This is a genomic window from Curtobacterium sp. SGAir0471, assembly GCF_005490985.1.
Taxonomy (GTDB): domain Bacteria; phylum Actinomycetota; class Actinomycetes; order Actinomycetales; family Microbacteriaceae; genus Curtobacterium.
In genome coordinates this window covers 696782-714678 of the sequence record NZ_CP027869.1, presented here as the reverse complement: position 1 = coordinate 714678, position 17897 = coordinate 696782, and the positions used below count along the sequence as shown (strand labels likewise).

The following is a 17897-nucleotide window of genomic DNA, read 5'->3' as shown; positions in this document are numbered from 1 at the left end:
GTCAGCCCTTCGCTGCGGCCTGGTTGACGGTCGACACGATGTCCGAGACGGACCCCTTGCCGGCGAGCAGGTTGACGACGCTGGTGTTGAGCGCGTTGCCGACGTTCTGGCCGTAGAGCGTGTCGAGGTAGTTCGAGACGAACGGGGCGTCGTTGTAGGCCTCCAGCACGGTCTTCAGGTACGGCTCGGTGACGACCGACTGGGCCGACTGGTTGGCCGGGATCGAGTTGAACGCCTTGTAGTAGTCCTCCTGGACGCTCTTCTGGGTGACGAAGTTCAGGAAGTCGGTGCAGGCCGGCTTCGGGGCCTTCGCCGAGCAGGAGAGCCCACCGACGGCGCCCATCATCGAACCGGGCGCGCCCTTGCCGCCGGAGACCTCCGGGAACGGGAAGAAGCCGAGGTCGGACAGCGGCTTGCCGTCCGGCGTGAGCGAGGAGATCACGCCCGGGTCCCAGGCACCCATGAGCTCCATCGCGGCCTTGTGGTTGGCGATGAGACCGGCGGAGCTGCCGGCACCCTGCTGCGCCGAGGTGGTGAGGAAGCCGTCGTTGAAGGGCTTCGTGTCGAAGAACGCCTTGGTGTCCTCGCCCGCCTGCTTCCAGCACGCGTTGTCGAACTTGAGGTCCTGCGCGGTCTTCGTGAGGACACTCGACGAGCAGGCGCGGAGCGCGAAGTTGTAGTACCAGTGCGCGGCCGGCCAAGCATCCTTGGCTCCGACGGCCACGGGCGCGATGCCCTTGTCCTTGAGCTTCTGGATATCCGCGTTCAGCTCGTCCATCGTCGTGGGCGTCCCGGAGATGCCCGCCTTCTCGAAGAGGTCCTTGCTGTACCAGATGCCCTCGGGGTCGACGTTGGTCGGCATCGCCCAGGTCCCGCCGTTCAGCTCGAAGGACTTGAACGACCCCTTGCTGATCTCGCTCTTCGCGTTCGAGCCGATCGCGTCGGAGATGTCCATCACCTGGCCGGCGTTGACCATCGCGGCCATCTTGCCGCCGCCGCGCTGCATGAAGACGTCCGGCGCGGAGTTCGAGTTGAGGGCGGTCTGGAGCTTGCCGTCGAAGTCCTCGTTCTGGATCGCCTGGATCTTGATGGTGACGTTCGGGTTCTTCGCCTCGAAGTCCTTGACGGTCTGGTCCCAGAACGCCTTGCCGGGGCCGGTGGTCGAGTTGTGCCAGAAGGTCATCGTGACCTTCCCGCCGTCGCTCGAAGGGTCGGCGTTGCCGCCGGCTGAGCAGCCCGCCGCCGTCAGGGCGGTCGCCCCGATCAGCGCGATGGCCGCCGCGGCACGGATCTTCCTCGTCATCGTGGAACTCCTCGGTGTCGTCGTTGACGTGCGCGGCAGTCGATGCCGCTGCGGAGAGCGTGCCAGGTGCTGCGCAGCCTTGTCAATCGTTATCGATAACGTTTTCTAACCGCGGTGCGCAGGCTGGCGGAACACGGCTCCGGCGGTACGGTGAGCACATGCAGACCGCCGTCGACCCCGCGCCCGGACCAGGGCGGGTCACGATCGCGGACGTCGCTCGCGCCGCGGGCGTCTCGATCCCGACCGTGTCCAAGGTGGTCAACAACCGCGACGGCGTCGCACCGGCGACCATGCTGCGCGTGCAGGAGGTCGTCGAGCGACTCGGCTACGAGACCTCACTCGTCGCCAGGAGCCTGCGGAGCACACGGACGAACGTGATCGGGATCCTGGTCACCGAGTTCGAGCCGTTCTCGACCGAGCTGCTGCGCGGCATCTCCGCCGCGACGACGGGCACCGGGTACGAGCTGCTCGCCTACGCGGGCCTGCTCACCGGGTCGAGCCGACCGGGGTGGGAGCGGCGGTCGCTCTCCCGACTCTCCGGCACGCTCATCGACGGTGCGATCGTCGTCACCCCGTCCGAGGCGATGTCCGCCGCGTCGATCCCCGTCGTGGCGATCGACCCGCACACCGGGCCGGAGGGCCACGCCACCGTCGACACCGACAACGTCGCCGGGGCGCGGGACGCCGTGGAGCACCTGCTCGGTCTCGGGCACACGCGCATCGCCCACGTGCAGGGCCGTGGGGACCTGGCGTCGTCGCAGCTCCGCGAGACCGGGTACCGGGACGCCCTCGCCGCGGCGGGCATCGCGGTCGATGAGCGCCTCGTGCGCGCCGGTGACTACCAGGAGGAGCGCTCGGCAGCCGTGGCGCACGACCTCCTGACGCTGCCGGACCGGCCGACGGCGGTCTTCGCGGCGAACGACTCCTCGGCCATCGGCGTGCTGCACGCCGCGTCGTCGCTGGGTCTGCGCGTCCCCGAGGACCTGTCGGTGGTCGGGTTCGACGACGTCCCGCAGGCGTCGACGACCACCCCGCCGCTCACCACCGTTGCCCAGCCGCTCGCCGACCTCGGCGCGAGCGCGGTCACGATGCTCCTCGCGATGCTCCGCGGCGAGCCCACGAGCGACCACGTCCGGCTGCGCTCGACGCTGCGCGTCCGCAGCAGCACGGCGCCGGCGCGCGTCTGACGCCCGCGGCTCGCTCCTGACGCGCCCGCGCGCCGCGCGCCGCGCGCCGTCGGCACGACGGGCGGGCCGCATCTGTCACGCTCGGCGCCGCTGGGAGCAGATGGCACCCGCTCGACGCTCGGCCGCGGCGTTCCGTGCCCGGTCAGCCGTCGTGACCAGCCTGCGGACGGGAGGCGCGCGGTCCCCTGGCACCGCGCCTCCCGACCGGCGGTTCTCGCCTGCTGCGCGGTGGCGAGTCGTCCGCGGAAGCGACAGTGCGCCGCCGTCGGGAGACGGAAGCGTGTCGCTCTCGCGGAACTGAGCGGCGCGGCCCCGCGGCGCCCGCGCCCAAGAACGAACCAGGTTCCCGACGTCGAACCAGCCGAGCCGCCTGGTTCGATGTCGGGAACCTGGTTCGAAACCGGACACCGGACACCGGACACCGGACACCGGACACCGAGCGGCGGCCGCGCAGCGCGCGCCGCGCGTCAGCGCCGCAGCGTCTGCTTCGGGTACTCGCCGAACCGCTCCGCGTACGACGCCGAGAACCGCCCGAGGTGCGCGAACCCCCACCGCCGCGCGATGTCCCCCACGGCACCGGCCTGCGGCCCTGCCTCGAGCAACTCCTCGTGCACGCGGTCGAGCCGCACCTGGCGCAGGTAGGTCAGCGGGGAGACGTCGAACACCCGCCGGAAGGACTCCTGGACGGACCGGACGCTGAGCCCGGCAGCCTCGGACAGGTCGACGATCGACACGGGCTCGGCGGCGTGCGCGTGGATGTACTCCACGGCGGCACGGAGCCGGGCGTTCCGCGGCTGTTCGAGCACGTCCGGCAGGCTGTCGCTCTGCGGCGGGAACATGTCGAGGAAGACCTCGGCGGCGGTCACCTTGGCGTCCTGCCACACGTCGGAGTCCGGCCCGCCCACCCGGAGCGCGCGGGAGAGCGCCGTCAGGGCACCCTGCCACCGGTGCCCGATCGACTCGTCGGCACCGCGTCGCGGGCCGAAGCGCAGCGGTCGGTCCGCGACCTCCGCCCGCATCGCGGCCACCCGCCGGACGAACTCGCGGTCGAAGTGCACGAGCCGCTGGTCGTAGTCCGCCGTGACGAAGCTGTACTCGTCGTCGGCGGGGAACATCACCGGCACGTCCAGGAGCATCGGCCAGCGCTCCCCGCGCATCTCGAGCTCACCCGTGCCCGTGGTGATCCAGGTGACGACGTAGTCGGCGGACCCAGCGGGCATCCATCCCCGGATCTCGCCGTGCATCTGCGAGCGACGGATCGTGACCTCGCTGTCGCCGATCGCCGTGTAGCGGTAGTCGAACCGCCCCTGCGACGGGACGGCGCTCCACCGCTCCCCCGCGTAGATGCCGCCCAGGTCGCGGACGGCTGCGTCCGGCCGCGTGCCGGAGACCTCGAACCGCACCGGGGCGATCGTCTCCTCGGCGCCGAACGCCTCGATCAGGGGATCAGCCACGACGATCCCGTCCGCGACCACCTGTCCACATGGCGCATGCTTCCTCGTTATCCGGATACGGTTCTGGGGTGGGTGCGGCGTAGTGTCGCGCTCGACCGACCCGCACGGAGGGGGCGACCACGTGAGTGAGCTCGACCTGACCGCTGCCCTGACCCGGCTCGAAGCCGCCATGGGCGCGCTGCGCGGTCGGCTGCGCGAACGGCTCTCCGTGTCCGGCTCGGACCTGACGGTGCTGCAGTTCGTCGCGCGGGCCGCCGCCGCCGACCGCAGGGTCCGGGTGAAGGACCTCGTGGCGCACCTCGGACTCACGAGCCCGGCGGTGACCGGGACGGTCGACCGGCTCGAGCGCGCGGGACACCTGTGCCGCGTCCCCAACCCGGAGGACGGTCGCAGCCGGTACATCGAGCTGACCCCGGAGACCCAGCGCGCCTACGCCGCCGCGATGGACAGCACGAACGAGCACCTGCACGAGCTCCTGTCCTCCTTCTCCGAGCGAGAGACCGCGCGGTACGTCCGCGTGATCGACCGGGTGGTCGAGGCGCTCGAGTACGGCGCTCCGACCCCCTGACGGCAGGCTACGGGCGGCCGAGGACCCACCTCGAACATTTGTCCAACAAGCGCAGTTAGGTAACTTCCCTACCTACATCGGCGGACGTGGGACAGCGTGCCACGTACCGTCACCCCTGGGTACCCCCGCACGGGGGTGGATCAGGGAAACGGGAGGGACCATGGGTTCGTACCAGTCCGAGCCGGGCATCGACCCGGTGCGCATCGAGACGTTCCGCCGGATGCGCAAGCGTTGGAAGTACGGCGAGCTGCAGGACGTGAACGGCCTGTACGCCGACTTCTTCACCGACACCGCCCGCGACCGACGTCGCTGACGGCACGACACGGGTCCGGCCGCGCCGTGCGCGCACCGGACCGCAGACGGACGGGAGGCCCGTGGCGGGATCGCCACGGGCCTCCCGTCCGTCACGGGGTCGGTGACCGGTCCGCGGTCACCGACGCCGTGGACGTCACCCCTTCACCGCGCCGCTGGTGAGCCCCGAGACGATCGACCGGCGGAACACCAGCACGAGGATGACGATCGGGATCGTCGCCGCCACGCTCGCCGCGAAGATCTGCGCGAAGGGCACCGTGAACTGGGTGCCGAACAGGGCGATGCCGACGGGTATGGTCCGGAACGAGTTCTCGCTGTTGAAGGTGAGCGCCATGAGGAACTCGCTCCACGACGCGGTGAAGGTGAACACCCCGACCGTGAAGAGCCCGGGCTTCGCCATCGGCAGGATCACCGACAGCACAGTGCGCCAGGCGCCGGCGCCGTCGATCTCGGAGGCCTCCTCGATGGTCGAGGGGATCCCCTGCAGGTAGTTCCGCATGATCCAGATGGCGAACGGCAGGTTGAACGCGACGTACGGCACGATCAGGCCCGGGTACGAGTTCAGCAGCCCGAGGTTCCGCTCGAGCAGGTACAGCGGTGTCAGGACCGCGATCGCCGGGAACACCGACAGCATGAGCAGCGAGGTCATGATCGCCGTCCGGCCCTTGATCCACCGGCCCGCCAGCGCGTACCCGGCGAGGAACGACAGCGCGAGCACGATCACCGTGGTGGACACCGCGACCACCACGCTGTTCACCATGTACTGCCCGAGGGCGTTGTCGCGGAACGCCACGACGAAGTTGTCGAACGTCAGCGCCTGCGGGACCGCGGTCGGCGGCGACTGCGCGATCTCCGACGACGGCTTGAGCGACGTGGAGACGAGCCAGTAGAGCGGCAGCGCGGTGAGCACGGCGATGACGACACCGCTGACGTTGACGGTGTTCACCCACTTCCGCCAGCCCTTGCGGACACGTTGACGGGGCATCAGGCATCCCCTCCCTTCGCCTGGTTCCGGAACGCCCGCAGGAAGAGCAGGCACCCGACGGCCACGATGACCGCGGTGCTGGTCGCGATCGCGGCGCCCGGTCCGATGTTGATGTCCTGGAAGAGCACCTTGTAGCCCATGATCGCGAGCGACTGGGTGGCGGTGCCCGGCCCGCCGTTCGTCAGCACGAACGGCAGGTCGAAGACGCCGAACGCCTGCAGGATGCGGAAGAGCACCGCGATCGTCAGCGTCGGGGTGAGCTGTGGGAGCACCACGCGCCAGAACGTCTGCCACGTGCTCGCACCGTCGAGCTCGGCAGCCTCGTAGTGGTCCTCGGAGATCTGCACGAGCCCGGCGAGCAGGATGATCGCGACGAACGGTGTCGTCTTCCAGATGTCCGCGACCATCAGGCCCGTGATCGCCGGCACGGGTTCGCCGAGGATCACGGGGGCGTCGCCGAAGAGGCCGAAGAACCACGTCGCGACGCCGTACGTCGAGTCGTAGATGTACTTCCACAGCTGCGCGTTGACGATCGTGACGAGCGACCACGGCACGAGGAGCAGCGCGAGCATCCACCCACGGGTGACGCCGAGCCGTTCGAGCACCAGGGCGACGAGCATGCCGAGCACGAGCTCCACGAACACCGTGACGACCGTGTAGAGCACCGTGAAGCCGAGCGCCCGGTACCAGTCGGCGCTCTGCAGCAGTGCCGCGTAGTTGCCGAGGCCGAAGCCCTGGATCGAGAAGCCGTCGTAGCCGATCTCGACGTCCGCGAAGCTCAGGACGATCGAGTAGACGACCGGGAAGATCGTGACCGCCGCGACGACCAGGAGCGCCGGGGCCGCGAAGCCCCACGCGCCGCGGGCCCGCACCCGCTCCATCCGCGATCGTGCGCTCGTCGGGCGGTACCCGTCGGGCTTCCCTGCGCCCGACGTCCGCGTTGCCGGGCGGGCGGCGGTGCCGGCGCTCACAGTGCGTCCCCGGTCAGGGCGAGGGAGATCGCCGAGGCCATGGACCGGGTGCCGCCGTCGACCGAGGCCTGGCCGCCGAGGATGCTGTTGCCGTTCTGGTAGACGCCCTGCGAGACCTTCGGGTAGTAGGCCGTCGAGGTCGGTCGGGGCACGAGCGTGATGCCCGCCGCGGTGTCGTAGGTCGGCCGGTTCTGCCGCTTCGCGTCGTCGCTGACCAGGCTCGCACTGCGGGCCGGCAGGACACCGCCCTCGCGGGTGAGGAACTGCTGCGCCGTCTCGCTCGACATCCACGCCGCGAAGGTCAGCGCCGCCGCGGGCTGCTGGGTGTGCGGGTTGATGTAGTTCCCCCAGCCGCCGATCGTCGAGTGGTGCTCGTCCATCCCGTCGAACGTCGGGCGGGCCGCGAGGCCGACCTTGCCGGCGACGGCCGAGTCCGGGCCGTTCGCGATGCCCCAGGCGTACGACCAGTTGCGCAGGAACGCGGCGCGACCGCCCGCGAAGGCGTCGTTGGTGTCCTGCTCCTGGTACGTCAGGGTCGCTCGGGGCGCGGCGCCGTCGGTGATGAGCGAGCGCATGAACTCGAACGCACGCTTGGTCTCCGAGCTCGTCGTCGCCGGCGCCGTCAGGTCGTCGTTGAGCAGCGACCCGCCGGCGTCCGCGACGAACTCGGTCACGTTGCAGGTCAGGCCCTCGTAGACGTCGCCCTGGAACGCGAGCCCGTAGTCGACGTCGCCCGTGTCCACGAGCTTCGCGGCGGTGTCCTTGACCTCCTCCCACGAGCGCGGGACCTGGAACCCGTGCTTGTCGAGCAGGTCCTGCCGGTACAGGAAGAACGACTCGTCGATGTAGAGCGGGAACATGTAGTAGGTCCCGTCGACGCTCGCGGCCAGGCGGAGCCCCTCCGGGAACTGCTCGAAGAAGTCCTCGCCGACGAGCCGGTTCACCGGGGTCGCCAGCTTGTTCTTCGCGAACTGCCCGGGCCACGCGACGTCGCCGAGGTACACGTCCGGCGTCGGACTGCCCGCGGCGATCTGCGTCGTCAGGCTGGTGCGGTTCGTGTCGGTGTCGCTCGGGGCGCTGACGATGCGGACGCGGATGTTCGGGTGCTCCTTCTGGAACTCCGCGATGAGCCGGCGGCGGAGGTCACCGCCATCCTTCGAGGCCACCTGCCCCGCCCACCAGCTGATCGTGACGTCGCCCTCGGGCGGGTCGGTGGGCCACTCCTCGACGGTGGTGCGCTCCGGCCGGGTGGAGCAGCCGGCGAGCAGCAGCACCCCCGCGCCCCCGAGCAGGAAGAGCCTGCGGTCGATTGCCATCCGTCCTCCTCGACGAAGGGTGCGTACGCACCCGGCGATCACGTGGCCCCACAGAACCAAGCGCTCCTGAGCGACCACACAGAGAACGTGAGTACGCGTCGGACGGGAGGCGCGGTGCCGGCCCGCCACGGGCCTCCCGTCCGGCGGGTGGCGCGGGCGAGACTCGCACTGCGCGGGCGAGACTCGCACTGCGCGACCGTTCTCGCGGCTCGCGCCCCGAGGTGTGTCGCTGGGCGCGAGACTCGTCGACGGTGGCAGGTGAGCGCGGGTCAGCGCGAGGGCGCGGCGGCGGTCGACTCGGCGGGGCGGAGCACGCAGGGCAGCAGGAAGTGCGGGAGCTCGGTCGACGTGCCGTCGAGGCGGTCGATCAGCGCGTCCGCCGCACGGACGCCGAGCTCGCGACCCGGCGCGATCATCGTCGACAACCGCGGGTGGTGCTGGTCCCCCGCGGCGGCGGACGACGCGATGCTCAGCACCGAGACGTCGTCCGGTACGCGTCGACCCGCGGCGTACAGCCCGACCAGCAGACCGGCGGACGAGTCGTCCTTCATGACGAGCACCGCGGTTACGTCGGGGTCCGCCTCAAGCAGGCGCCGAGCGGCGTCGCGGCCGCCCTCGCTGCCGGGTCCGGCGTACACGACGCTGCCCGCGCAGCCGCGCTCGACCACCGAGCGGCGGAAGGTGTCCTCGACCCGCAGGTGCGGCGCGTACCCGGCCATGGGCGTGCCCTCGAGGTTCTCGAGCACGAGCCCGAAGCGCCGGTGCCCGAGACCCTGCAGGTGGTCGAGGCCGTCCTCGATCGTGGTCTCGAAGTCGATGTCGACGTACGGCAGCTCCGCGGCGTCGCGTGTCCGACCGATCAGCGTGAACGGGACCCCGAGCTCGGACAGCTTGACGACGCGCGGATCGTCCATCCGCACCTCCATGAGCACGACGCCGTCGACGAGGCCGCCGGAGACCAGGTCGTCGAGGTCGTCGCCTGCCGGGTCGACCGGCCAGAGCACCAGGTGGTACCCCCGCTCGGAGGCCCGCTCCGCGGCGTTCATGAAGAACTCCGACGTGGTCGGGCTGAACCGGTTGCCCGTGGTCGGGAACAGCAGCGCGACGATCCTGGTCCGTCGACTCGCGAGCGCCCGCGCCACGACGTTGCCGCGGAACTTCAGCTCGCGCATCGCCGCCGTGACCTTCGCCGTGGTCGCCGGCGTGACGTACTTCGTGCCGTTCACCACGAACGACACCGTCGCGATGGAGACGCCTGCGCGGTCGGCGACCTGCTGCATCGTGGCCATCGGAGCCTCCTGATCGATCGGTACCGCCTGAGCATAGTCCCGCACCGGAACCAGAAAAGCGCTTTACAGGTAAAGCGCTTTCCTGCTAGCTTCTCGCCCCAGGACCACCGCGACGACGACGTCAGTGGAGTCGACGCACCGTGTCCTTCCCCGCATCCGCGAAGAGAAGAGCAGTGCAATGAAGCCTGGTTTCCGCTCCACGTCCCGCCGGGGCCGCGCCCTCGTCGGCGTCGCCGCGATCGTCGCGACGGTCCCCCTCGTCCTGGCCGGGTGCTCCGGCTCCGGCAACGCGTCGTCGTCCGGCGGCGGCGGGAAGACCCTCACGATCGAGGACTACTACGACGCGAACTACGACCCCGTGTACCAGCAGTGCGCGAAGGACGTCGGCGTCGAGGTGAAGATCAACCACGTCGCCGGTGCCGGCCTCATCTCGAAGGTCCTGCAGCAGGCGTCGTCGCGCACCCTGCCCGACGTGCTCATGCTCGACAACCCCGACGTGCAGCAGATCGCCGCCTCGGGCGCACTGTCCGACCTCGCCGACTACGGCCTCGACGCGGACGACGACGTCCCCGGCGTCAAGGGTGCGAACACCTACGAGGGCAAGCTCTACGGGCTGCAGCCGAACACGAACTCCATCGCGCTGTACTACAACAAGAAGCTGCTCGCCGACGCGGGCGTCCAGCCCCCGAAGACGTGGGACGAGCTCAAGGAGGCGGCGAAGAAGCTCACGAACGGGTCGACGTACGGCTTCGCGATGAGCAACATCAACACCTACGAGGGCACCTGGCAGTTCCTGCCCTTCTTCTGGTCGAACGGCGGCGACGAGAAGGACATCGCCACGCCCGAGGCCGCTCAGGCGCTGCAGCTCGTGCAGGACCTGCAGGAGGACGGCTCGATGTCGAAGAGCTCGATCAACTGGGCCCAGGCCGACGTCAACAACCAGTTCATCGCCGGCAAGGCCGCGATGATGATCAACGGTCCGTGGCAGCTGCCCGCCCTGAAGAAGGCGAAGGACCTGGAGTTCGACAGCGTCCCGATCCCGACCCGCACCGGCTCCGAGACCGTCGCGCCGCTCGGTGGCGAGGCGTTCACCGTCCCGCAGACGGGCAACGAGGACACCATGCAGCTCGCCGGCAAGTTCGTCGGCTGCCTGAACAGCGACAAGATGCAGGCCGTCCTCGCCGGGGTCAGCGGCAACGTGCCGACCAACCTCGAGGTCGGCAAGCAGTGGGCCGCCGACCACGCCGACGTCGCGTCCTTCGTGACCACGGTGCAGACCGCCCGCGCCCGCACCGGTGAGCTCGGACCGGACTGGCCCAAGGCCGCCACGAAGATCTACACCGCCGTCCAGCTCGCGCTGACCGGCAAGGCCGACCCCGAACAGGCGCTCGAGCAGGCGCAGTCCCAGAACCAGTAGCGGATCCGGGGAGCCGGTCGCACGACCGGCTCCCCGCCCCCGACGGAAGGACCTGACATGAGCGCCTCCACACAGATCCAGCCCCGGGCGACGACGCCCGCGGCCCCCGCCCGCCCCGGACAGCGCCGCGCGCGCCTCCGGTCGTCCATCACCCGCTGGCTCTTCGTCGTGCCGGCCGCGGTGTTCGTCGCCGTGTTCTTCGGCTACCCCGTGGTGAAGAACGTCCTGATGTCGTTCCAGGACTACACGACGAAGACCTTCTTCACCGGCGAGGCCCCCTGGGTGGGTCTCGGCAACTACGTGTCGGTGTTCACGAGCGCCGTCTTCACCACGAGCGTCGTCAACACCGCGCTCTTCACCGCCGGCTCGATCGTCCTGCAGTTCGTGCTGGGCCTCGGCCTCGCGCTGTTCTTCCGGCGGCACTTCCCGCTGTCGGGCTTCCTGCGGGGCCTGCTCCTCCTGCCGTGGCTGCTCCCCCTCATCGCCTCGAGCGCGGTGTGGAAGTGGCTGCTCGACCAGGACAGCGGCGCCCTCAACCAGCTGCTCGGCGTCGTCGGCATCGGCCCGGTCCCGTGGCTGGTGAGCCCGAGCCTCGCGCTCATCGCGGTCATCGGCGTGAACGTCTGGCTCGGCATCCCGTTCAACACGACCATCCTGTACAGCGGGCTGCAGTCGGTCCCGCCGGAGCTCTACGAAGCGGGTGCCCTCGACGGCGCGACGGGCTTCAAGGCCTTCTGGTACATCACCTGGCCGAGCATCCGTTCGGTCGTCAGCGTGGTCGTCGTGCTCGGGGTGGTCTACACCCTCAAGGTCGTCGACATCATCCTCGGCCTGACCGGCGGTGGCCCGGCGAACTCGACGCAGACCCTCGCCACGAACGCCTACCACCAGTCGTTCATCAACTTCCAGTTCGGCATCGGAGCCGCGGTGAGCAACGTGCTCATCGTCGTCTCGTTCGTGTTCGCGATGGTCTACATCGCCATCTCCCGGAAGGCGGTCGACGAATGAGCGTCGGACTCGCGAACCAGACCGTGACCGTCACCCGCTCGATCACGACGAAGCGGAGCGCACGAGCGCCACGCCCCCGCCGGACCGCGAAGGGTCTGCCGTTCACCGTCCTCGGGATCGTCTTCCTGGCGATCATGATCTTCCCCGTCTACTGGATGGTGAACACCAGCCTGCAGGCCACCTCGGGCGCCGCCACCGCCACGTGGTTCCCGTGGAACCCGACGTTCGCCGGGTACCGGGCCGCGTTCGCCCAGCAGGGGCAGAACTTCGTGTCGAGCATGATCATCGGACTCGGCACCGTGGTCCTGACGCTGGCGATCGCGACTCCCGCCGCCTACGGCCTGGCACGGTTCCGGATGCGCGGCACGAAGGTGTTCCTGCTCGTGCTGCTCGTCACCCAGATGATCCCCGGCATCGTCATCGCGAACGCGCTCTACACGCTCTTCAACAACGTCGGCCTGCTCAACAGCTACGTCGGGCTGATCCTGGCCGACAGCGCCGTGCAGGTGCCGTTCGCGATCCTGCTCATGCGGGCGTTCATGGAGTCGATCCCGCCGAGCCTGGTCGAGGCCGCGCTCGTCGACGGCGCGAACGACCTGCGTGCGTTCATCTCGATCGTGCTCCCGATCAGCCGCAACGCGATCGTCACCGCGGCGCTGTTCACGTTCCTCGGTGCGTGGGGCGACTTCCTCATCGCGCTCACGCTCACCTCGACCGACGCGGTCCGCCCGATCACGCTCGGCATCTACAACTACATCGGCTCGAACGTCACCGACTGGGGGCCCGTGATGGCCACGTCGGTCCTCGCGTCGCTGCCGGCGGCCGTGCTCCTCATCGTCGCCCAGCGCTACATCTCCGCCGGTGCACTCGGCGGCGCGGTCAAGTGACGACCGTCCCCGCCGTGCACCCCGCCACCCCTCCAGGAAGGCCCACACCATGACCACCACCCCGCTGCGCATCACCGTCTGGGGCGAGAACGTCCACGAGCAGGTCGAGCAGCACGTCGCCGAGCGCTACCCCGACGGCATGCACGGCGCGATCGCCGACGGCATCCGTGAGAACCTGCCCGACGCCGTCGTCCGCACCGCCACGATGCAGGAGCCCGAGCACGGGCTGTCCGAGGCCGTGCTCGCCGAGACCGACGTCCTGACCTGGTGGGGGCACGCCGCCCACGCCGACGTCGACGACGCCGTGGTCGACCGCGTCCACAAGCACGTGCTGTCCGGCATGGGCCTGGTCGTCCTGCACTCCGGCCACTGGTCGAAGATCTTCGGCAAGCTCATGGGCACCACGTGCACCCTGCGCTGGCGGAGCGAGCACGACCAGGAGCTCGTGTGGACGGTGAACCCGCAGCACCCCATCACGCGGGGAGTGCCGAACCCGATCGTCATCCCCGAGCAGGAGATGTACGGCGAGTACTTCGACGTGCCGACGCCCGACGAGCTGGTCTTCATCTCCGGGTTCACCGGCGGCGAGGTCTTCCGCAGCGGCATGACCTACCGCCGCGGCCTCGGGAAGATCTTCTACTTCTCCCCCGGCGACCAGGACTTCCCCGTGTACCACCACCCGGACGTCCGTCGTGTCGTCGCCAACGGGGCCGAGTGGGCGCGACCGGAGCGCGAGCGCGAACTCCCGACGCTGCGCCGCTACGACCTCGGCGAGTACTTCGACGGCCAGCACTACCGCGGCCCGTTCGACGACGCTCCGGAGGCCGAGGCGACGACCGACACCGCCGCGGCCGAGGCGACCGCCGAGGCCCGCGCATGACCGAGCACGCCCCGCTGCGGGTCGTGCAGGTGGGCGCCGGCGGGATGGGCCGCGCCTGGCTCGGCACCGTCGCCGCCGACCCGGACGTCGAACTCGTCGGCGTGGTCGACCTCGACCTCGACGCCGCGCGCGCCGGGGCCGAGCTCGCCGGCGCCCCGACCGTCCCCGTCGGTCGTGACCTGCCCGCACTCCTGGCGGAGACCGGCGCCGAGGCGGTCCTCGACATCACGGTGCCGGTCGCCCACCACCCGGTCACGATGGACGCCCTGCACGCCGGGCTGCCCGTCCTCGGCGAGAAGCCCGCGGCGCAGACGGTCGCCGAGGCGCTCTCGCTGGCCGCCGCCGCCGAGGCCACCGGGCAGCTGTTCATGGTGTCGCAGTCGCGTCGGTACAACGACCAGCTCGTCGCCTTCCGGCAGCACGTCCGCGCGCTCGGCGGGGTCGGCAGCCTGAACACCCGCTTCGCGAAGGCCCCGCACTTCGGCGGCTTCCGCGAGGAGATGGACGACGTGCTGCTCCTCGACATGGCGATCCACGCGTTCGACTCCGCCCGGTACGTGCTCGAGCGTGAACCCGTGTCGGTGTACTGCGAGTCGTGGAACCCCTCGTGGTCCTGGTACCGCGGGGACGCGAACGCCTCGGCGGTCTTCACCTTCGAGGACGACGTCCGCTACGTCTACGACGGGTCGTGGTGCGCGCCCGGCGACGAGACCTCGTGGAACGGCGACTGGCGGGCGACCGGGGCATCGGGCTCGGCGGCGTGGGACGGCGACCACGACCCGTCGAGCGTCGTCGACGGTCTCCCCGGCGCCCCCGCTGCGGCGCCGGGTGCCGGCACGGAGATCGCCGGGGCGCTCGCGTCCTTCGTCCGGGCGGTCCGCACCGGGACGACCCCCGACGGCGAGGTCCACGGCAACGTGATGAGCCTGGTGATGGTCGACGCGGCGATCGCCTCGGCGCGCTCGGGACAGCGGGTCGTGGTCGACGACGTGCTCGAGCAGGCGCACGCCACGGCGCTCGAGGTCGAGCGGGACGACGCGGTCCGCGAGCGGCTCGCCGCGTGGGGGTCGGTCCGACAGGCGCTCGCCTCCGCGCCGGACCGGACACCGGCCGGCTGACGCGAGCACGTGCACGCTGGCACGCTGGGCGTGATCGGGCGTACCGAGCAGGATCGGGCGTACGGGGTCGTTCATCCCGACCCGGTACGCCCGATCACGCTTCCCACTCCAGGCGTCATGGGAATGAACGGGCACGACGCGGGACCCGCTCGTCCGGCAGCCGCGACCGGGACGCGAGTGCAGCTCAGGGCGATTACGGTTGCTCCGTGCGTGGACACCGGGCGTCGACCAGCGAGCAGCCGACCCCGGTCGTGCTCGTCACCGCTGACCCGCGTCGTCGCGCGACACGGACCCCCTGGCGGCGGGTCCTCGTCGGGGTCGTCGTGGCCGCGCTGCTCGGCGGTGCCGTCGTCGCGACCGCGGGCACCCTCGTGTCGCAACGCGTCGCCGAGTCCTTCGCCGTCCGGGACGCCACCGCCGACACGGCCGCGCTCGCCCGGGTGGTGGTGGAGCCCGCCCTCGTGGACGACGTCACCAGCGGCGACCCGGACGCCCGAACCGTCGCCCGCGCACGACTCGACGACGCCCTGGTCGGCGAGTCCCGCGCCGGCTCGACGGTGCGCCTGAAGCTCTGGGGTGCGGACGGCACCGTGCTCTGGTCCGACGAACCCCGGCTGGTCGGCGAGCGTTTCCCGCTCTCCGACGAGGACCTCGCGGCGCTCCGGACCGATCGGTCCGACGCCGAGGTGTCCGACCTGGACGAGCCCGAGAACCGGTACGAACGCGGGCACGGGCCGCTGCTCGAGGCGTACCAGGCGGTGCACACGCCGTCGGGCGAGGCCCTGCTGTTCGAGGCGTACCGGCCGTACGACCAGGTCCTCGCCCGAGCCGCCGACCTGCGTGCCGCGTTCGCCGCCCTGGCCTGCGGTACGGTCGGGGTCGTCCTCCTGCTGCTCGTGCCGCTGCTGCTCTGGCTGCTCGTGCGGATCCGCACGGGCCAGCGACTCCGCGAGCGGCTGCTCGGACGCGCGCTCGACGCCGAGGCCGCCGAGCGCCGACGGCTCGCGGGCGAACTGCACGACGGTCCCGTGCAGGACGTCGCCGGGCTCGCACTGTCCCTCGGTTCGGTGCCCGAGACCAGGGCCGCGGCCGAGACGCTCCGGCAGGCGGTGTCCGCACTCCGGACCTCGATGGCGACGATGCGCCCAGCCGCCCCCGGTCGCGACGGCCTGGGTGCCGCGCTCGACGACGCCTGCGCCCGTGCCCGGGCCGCAGGGGTGGTGACGGAGGTCGACGTGCCGGAGCCGCTCGAGTCCTCCTCGGCCGCGCGGACCGCGGTCGTGCGCTTCGTGCGCGAGGCGGTCTGGAACGCCGTGCAGCACGCCGACGCCGCCCGCATCCGGGTGTCGGTGCGGGCCGACCGCGGGGACCTGGTGGTGCGCGTGTCCGACGACGGGACGGGGTTCGACCCGCGGCTCCTCGACGGTCCGGCCCCCGCCGGGCACCTCGGCACGACGCTCCTGCGCGAGGTCGCCGAGGACACCGGCGGGTCGCTGGTGCTGCGGACCGCACCGGGCACGGGGACGGTCTGGGAGCTGACGCTGCCCGCGCGGACGGAGTCGCTGCGGTGAGGGTCCTGCTGGTCGACGACCACGCCCTGGTCCGGCAGGGGCTCCGCTCCGTGCTGGCGACGACGACCGACTGCGACGTGGTCGGCGAGGCGGGAACGGGCGAGGACGCCGTCGAGCGTGCCGCGTCCCTGCACCCGGACGTCGTCGTGATGGACCTCTCCATGCCGGGCGCCGGCGGGGTGGAGGCGACGCGGGTGATCCGCACCACGATGCCGGCCGTCCGGGTGCTCGTCCTCACCACCTTCTCCGACGACGACCGGGTGCGCGCAGCCCTGGCCGCCGGGGCGACCGGCTACCTGCTCAAGGACGCGACGCCCGAGGAGGTGATCGCCGCGGTCCGCTCGACCGCGCGCGACGAGGTGCCCGTCGACCCCCGGGTCGCACGTGCTCTGCTGCCCGGCACCCCGGTCCCGGTACGAGACCGCGGCCCGGACCTGCCCCCGCGCGAGCGCGACGTGCTCGTCCGGATCGCACGCGGCCTGTCGAACCGGCAGATCGCGACCGAGCTCGGGATCGCCGAGCGGACCGTGAAGGTGCACGTCGGCTCGCTGTTCCGCCGCATCGGGGTCGCCGACCGGACGAGTGCGGCGCTCTGGGCCCGCGACCACGGCTGGTGACGAGCGGGACCGGTGCACGGGGGTCCGACGGGTACTAGTACCAAGGTCCGATGGTGCAGCCCCCGCCGTCGGGCGACGATCGGTGCGAGGGACGCGACCACCGTCGGCGCGTCGGACCAGCCCAGGAGGCACCCCATGACCACCCAGCGCACGCGCCGCCGCACCACCGGCGTCGCCGCCGCGATCGCGCTCGGCGCCGTCGCCGCAGCGGCACTCGTCGGGGTCTCCCCCGCGAACGCGTCCGGCAAGACGTCGACCGGCGGCGACTACTCCGTCACCGTGAACGGCACCACGACCGACCCCGCCGTCGGCAAGGACTTCAGGCTGAAGGACGTCGCCGTCTCCGGGACCATCGCGGTCCGCGGCAAGCACAACGGCTTCGACATCCGCGTCGCCGACCTCGGCGTGTACGACTACACGCTGACCGGGGCACCGGACACCCAGCGCATGGTGACGAAGCCGACCGTGGTGTTCGCGTCGAAGGTGCCGTCGCTCACCGCCGCGCAGCTCGCCGGCACGAAGCTGTCCTCGCTCGAGGTCCGCGACGACACGCTCGTGGCGATCTTCGGCACGGGCGCGGGCAAGTTCAAGATCCAGGCGAAGGACGGCGCCCAGGGCGGGATCTTCCAGATGGAGACCGAGTTCGCCCAGCCCGTGACCTTCACGCACACCCTCGGAGCCGGGCTGTTCTACTTCACCAACCCCTACACGGGGAAGATCAACTTCGGCGACGGCGTCGCGGCGGTGTCCTCGGGCAGCGACGCGCACCAGATGCTCCTCGGCAAGGACAGCCCGCAGGTCGCGACCAAGACCTCGCAGACCGCGACGACCACGACCTGGACGGTCCAGCCCGGCGGCCGGATGGGCGGCGTGCTCGGCGAGGACGCGGTCGAGCTCTCGCAGGGCGCGACGAACTGCACGAGCGACTGCCAGGCGCAGAACCAGGTCCGCGGCTCCCTGCCGGTCCCGCCGGACCCGGTGGACCCGCAGCCGCTGGTCACCGCCACGCGCTGA

General features: G+C 71.0%; 17 protein-coding genes. 11 read left to right on the top strand and 6 right to left on the bottom strand.

What is annotated here, in order from left to right; all coding sequences use genetic code 11:
* Position 1: 1 nt before the first annotated feature.
* Positions 2 to 1303 (bottom strand): ABC transporter substrate-binding protein, encoded by a 1302-nt coding sequence (locus C1N91_RS03370; RefSeq protein ID WP_137766602.1) that lies wholly within the window; start codon positions 1301 to 1303, stop codon positions 2 to 4.
* Between the two features lie 158 nt (positions 1304 to 1461).
* On the opposite strand from C1N91_RS03370, the gene C1N91_RS03365 reads away from it, so the two are divergent.
* Positions 1462 to 2490 carry a LacI family DNA-binding transcriptional regulator gene (locus C1N91_RS03365; protein WP_137766601.1) on the top strand — a complete coding sequence of 343 codons (1029 nt, stop codon included), beginning with the start codon at positions 1462 to 1464 and terminating at the stop codon, positions 2488 to 2490.
* 467 nt (positions 2491 to 2957) lie between these two features.
* Here the strand turns inward: C1N91_RS03365 and C1N91_RS03360 are convergent, their stop codons facing one another.
* Entirely contained in the window at positions 2958 to 3944 is a 987-nt protein-coding gene (locus C1N91_RS03360; protein WP_175415897.1) for an AraC family transcriptional regulator, read from the bottom strand.
* 121 nt (positions 3945 to 4065) lie between these two features.
* On the opposite strand from C1N91_RS03360, the gene C1N91_RS03355 reads away from it, so the two are divergent.
* Positions 4066 to 4512, top strand: coding sequence for a MarR family winged helix-turn-helix transcriptional regulator (locus tag C1N91_RS03355; protein WP_175415896.1), 447 nt, complete (start codon positions 4066 to 4068; stop codon positions 4510 to 4512).
* Between the two features lie 160 nt (positions 4513 to 4672).
* The gene (locus tag C1N91_RS16590) at positions 4673 to 4825 is read left to right on the top strand and encodes a hypothetical protein (protein ID WP_175415895.1); all 153 of its coding nucleotides are present in this window, start codon (positions 4673 to 4675) and stop codon (positions 4823 to 4825) included.
* Between the two features lie 135 nt (positions 4826 to 4960).
* Here C1N91_RS16590 and C1N91_RS03350 read toward each other — a convergent pair whose 3' ends face one another.
* The 4 genes from C1N91_RS03350 to C1N91_RS03335 form a co-directional block, all read right to left on the bottom strand.
* A complete protein-coding gene (locus tag C1N91_RS03350; protein WP_137766599.1) occupies positions 4961 to 5809 on the bottom strand; it encodes a carbohydrate ABC transporter permease in 849 nt (282 codons plus the stop codon).
* On the bottom strand, positions 5809 to 6690 hold the full coding sequence (locus C1N91_RS03345) for a carbohydrate ABC transporter permease (RefSeq protein ID WP_058728973.1): 882 nt from the start codon (positions 6688 to 6690) through the stop codon (positions 5809 to 5811). The genes C1N91_RS03350 and C1N91_RS03345 overlap by 1 nt, the downstream gene beginning before the upstream one ends.
* A gap of 86 nt (positions 6691 to 6776) precedes the next feature.
* Positions 6777 to 8096: an ABC transporter substrate-binding protein gene (locus tag C1N91_RS03340; protein ID WP_137766598.1), complete on the bottom strand. Its 1320-nt coding sequence runs from the start codon at positions 8094 to 8096 to the stop codon at positions 6777 to 6779.
* Positions 8097 to 8365: 269 nt separating this feature from the next.
* Complete coding sequence (locus C1N91_RS03335; RefSeq protein WP_254678326.1) at positions 8366 to 9385, bottom strand: LacI family DNA-binding transcriptional regulator; 1020 nt, start codon at positions 9383 to 9385, stop codon at positions 8366 to 8368.
* Positions 9386 to 9563: 178 nt separating this feature from the next.
* Between C1N91_RS03335 and C1N91_RS03330 the strand changes: the two genes are divergently transcribed.
* From C1N91_RS03330 to C1N91_RS03295, 8 genes are all read left to right on the top strand, one after another.
* Positions 9564 to 10802: a sugar ABC transporter substrate-binding protein gene (locus C1N91_RS03330; RefSeq protein WP_137766597.1), complete on the top strand. Its 1239-nt coding sequence runs from the start codon at positions 9564 to 9566 to the stop codon at positions 10800 to 10802.
* 57 nt (positions 10803 to 10859) lie between these two features.
* Positions 10860 to 11810 carry a carbohydrate ABC transporter permease gene (locus C1N91_RS03325; protein ID WP_254678325.1) on the top strand — a complete coding sequence of 317 codons (951 nt, stop codon included), beginning with the start codon at positions 10860 to 10862 and terminating at the stop codon, positions 11808 to 11810.
* Positions 11807 to 12697, top strand: coding sequence for a carbohydrate ABC transporter permease (locus C1N91_RS03320; RefSeq protein WP_137766596.1), 891 nt, complete (start codon positions 11807 to 11809; stop codon positions 12695 to 12697). The genes C1N91_RS03325 and C1N91_RS03320 overlap by 4 nt, the downstream gene beginning before the upstream one ends.
* Before the next feature lie 49 nt (positions 12698 to 12746).
* On the top strand, positions 12747 to 13577 hold the full coding sequence (locus C1N91_RS03315; RefSeq protein WP_137766595.1) for a ThuA domain-containing protein: 831 nt from the start codon (positions 12747 to 12749) through the stop codon (positions 13575 to 13577).
* A complete protein-coding gene (locus C1N91_RS03310) occupies positions 13574 to 14695 on the top strand; it encodes a Gfo/Idh/MocA family protein (protein ID WP_137766594.1) in 1122 nt (373 codons plus the stop codon). Before C1N91_RS03315 ends, C1N91_RS03310 begins: the two co-directional genes overlap by 4 nt.
* Positions 14696 to 14901: 206 nt before the next feature.
* Positions 14902 to 16266, top strand: a complete 1365-nt coding sequence (locus C1N91_RS03305; RefSeq protein ID WP_175415893.1) for a sensor histidine kinase — start codon at positions 14902 to 14904, stop codon at positions 16264 to 16266.
* Entirely contained in the window at positions 16263 to 16883 is a 621-nt protein-coding gene (locus C1N91_RS03300; protein WP_137766592.1) for a response regulator, read from the top strand. Before C1N91_RS03305 ends, C1N91_RS03300 begins: the two co-directional genes overlap by 4 nt.
* Before the next feature lie 135 nt (positions 16884 to 17018).
* Positions 17019 to 17897 carry a hypothetical protein gene (locus C1N91_RS03295; RefSeq protein ID WP_217496459.1) on the top strand — a complete coding sequence of 293 codons (879 nt, stop codon included), beginning with the start codon at positions 17019 to 17021 and terminating at the stop codon, positions 17895 to 17897.

Excerpts from the sequence above, each read along its gene's own strand:
- C1N91_RS16590 (WP_175415895.1), top strand. The coding sequence starts at position 4,673 with ATGGGTTCGTACCAGTCCGAGCCGGGCATCGACCCGGTGCGCATCGAG.
- C1N91_RS03330 (WP_137766597.1), top strand. The coding sequence starts at position 9,564 with ATGAAGCCTGGTTTCCGCTCCACGTCCCGCCGGGGCCGCGCCCTCGTC.
- C1N91_RS03315 (WP_137766595.1), top strand. The coding sequence starts at position 12,747 with ATGACCACCACCCCGCTGCGCATCACCGTCTGGGGCGAGAACGTCCAC.
- C1N91_RS03295 (WP_217496459.1), top strand. The coding sequence starts at position 17,019 with ATGACCACCCAGCGCACGCGCCGCCGCACCACCGGCGTCGCCGCCGCG.
- C1N91_RS03345 (WP_058728973.1), bottom strand. The coding sequence starts at position 6,690 with ATGGAGCGGGTGCGGGCCCGCGGCGCGTGGGGCTTCGCGGCCCCGGCG.
- C1N91_RS03350 (WP_137766599.1), bottom strand. The coding sequence starts at position 5,809 with ATGCCCCGTCAACGTGTCCGCAAGGGCTGGCGGAAGTGGGTGAACACC.
- C1N91_RS03335 (WP_254678326.1), bottom strand. The coding sequence starts at position 9,385 with ATGGCCACGATGCAGCAGGTCGCCGACCGCGCAGGCGTCTCCATCGCG.
- C1N91_RS03310 (WP_137766594.1), top strand. The coding sequence starts at position 13,574 with ATGACCGAGCACGCCCCGCTGCGGGTCGTGCAGGTGGGCGCCGGCGGG.
- C1N91_RS03370 (WP_137766602.1), bottom strand. The coding sequence starts at position 1,303 with ATGACGAGGAAGATCCGTGCCGCGGCGGCCATCGCGCTGATCGGGGCG.
- C1N91_RS03365 (WP_137766601.1), top strand. The coding sequence starts at position 1,462 with ATGCAGACCGCCGTCGACCCCGCGCCCGGACCAGGGCGGGTCACGATC.
- C1N91_RS03320 (WP_137766596.1), top strand. The coding sequence starts at position 11,807 with ATGAGCGTCGGACTCGCGAACCAGACCGTGACCGTCACCCGCTCGATC.
- C1N91_RS03340 (WP_137766598.1), bottom strand. The coding sequence starts at position 8,096 with ATGGCAATCGACCGCAGGCTCTTCCTGCTCGGGGGCGCGGGGGTGCTG.
- C1N91_RS03325 (WP_254678325.1), top strand. The coding sequence starts at position 10,860 with ATGAGCGCCTCCACACAGATCCAGCCCCGGGCGACGACGCCCGCGGCC.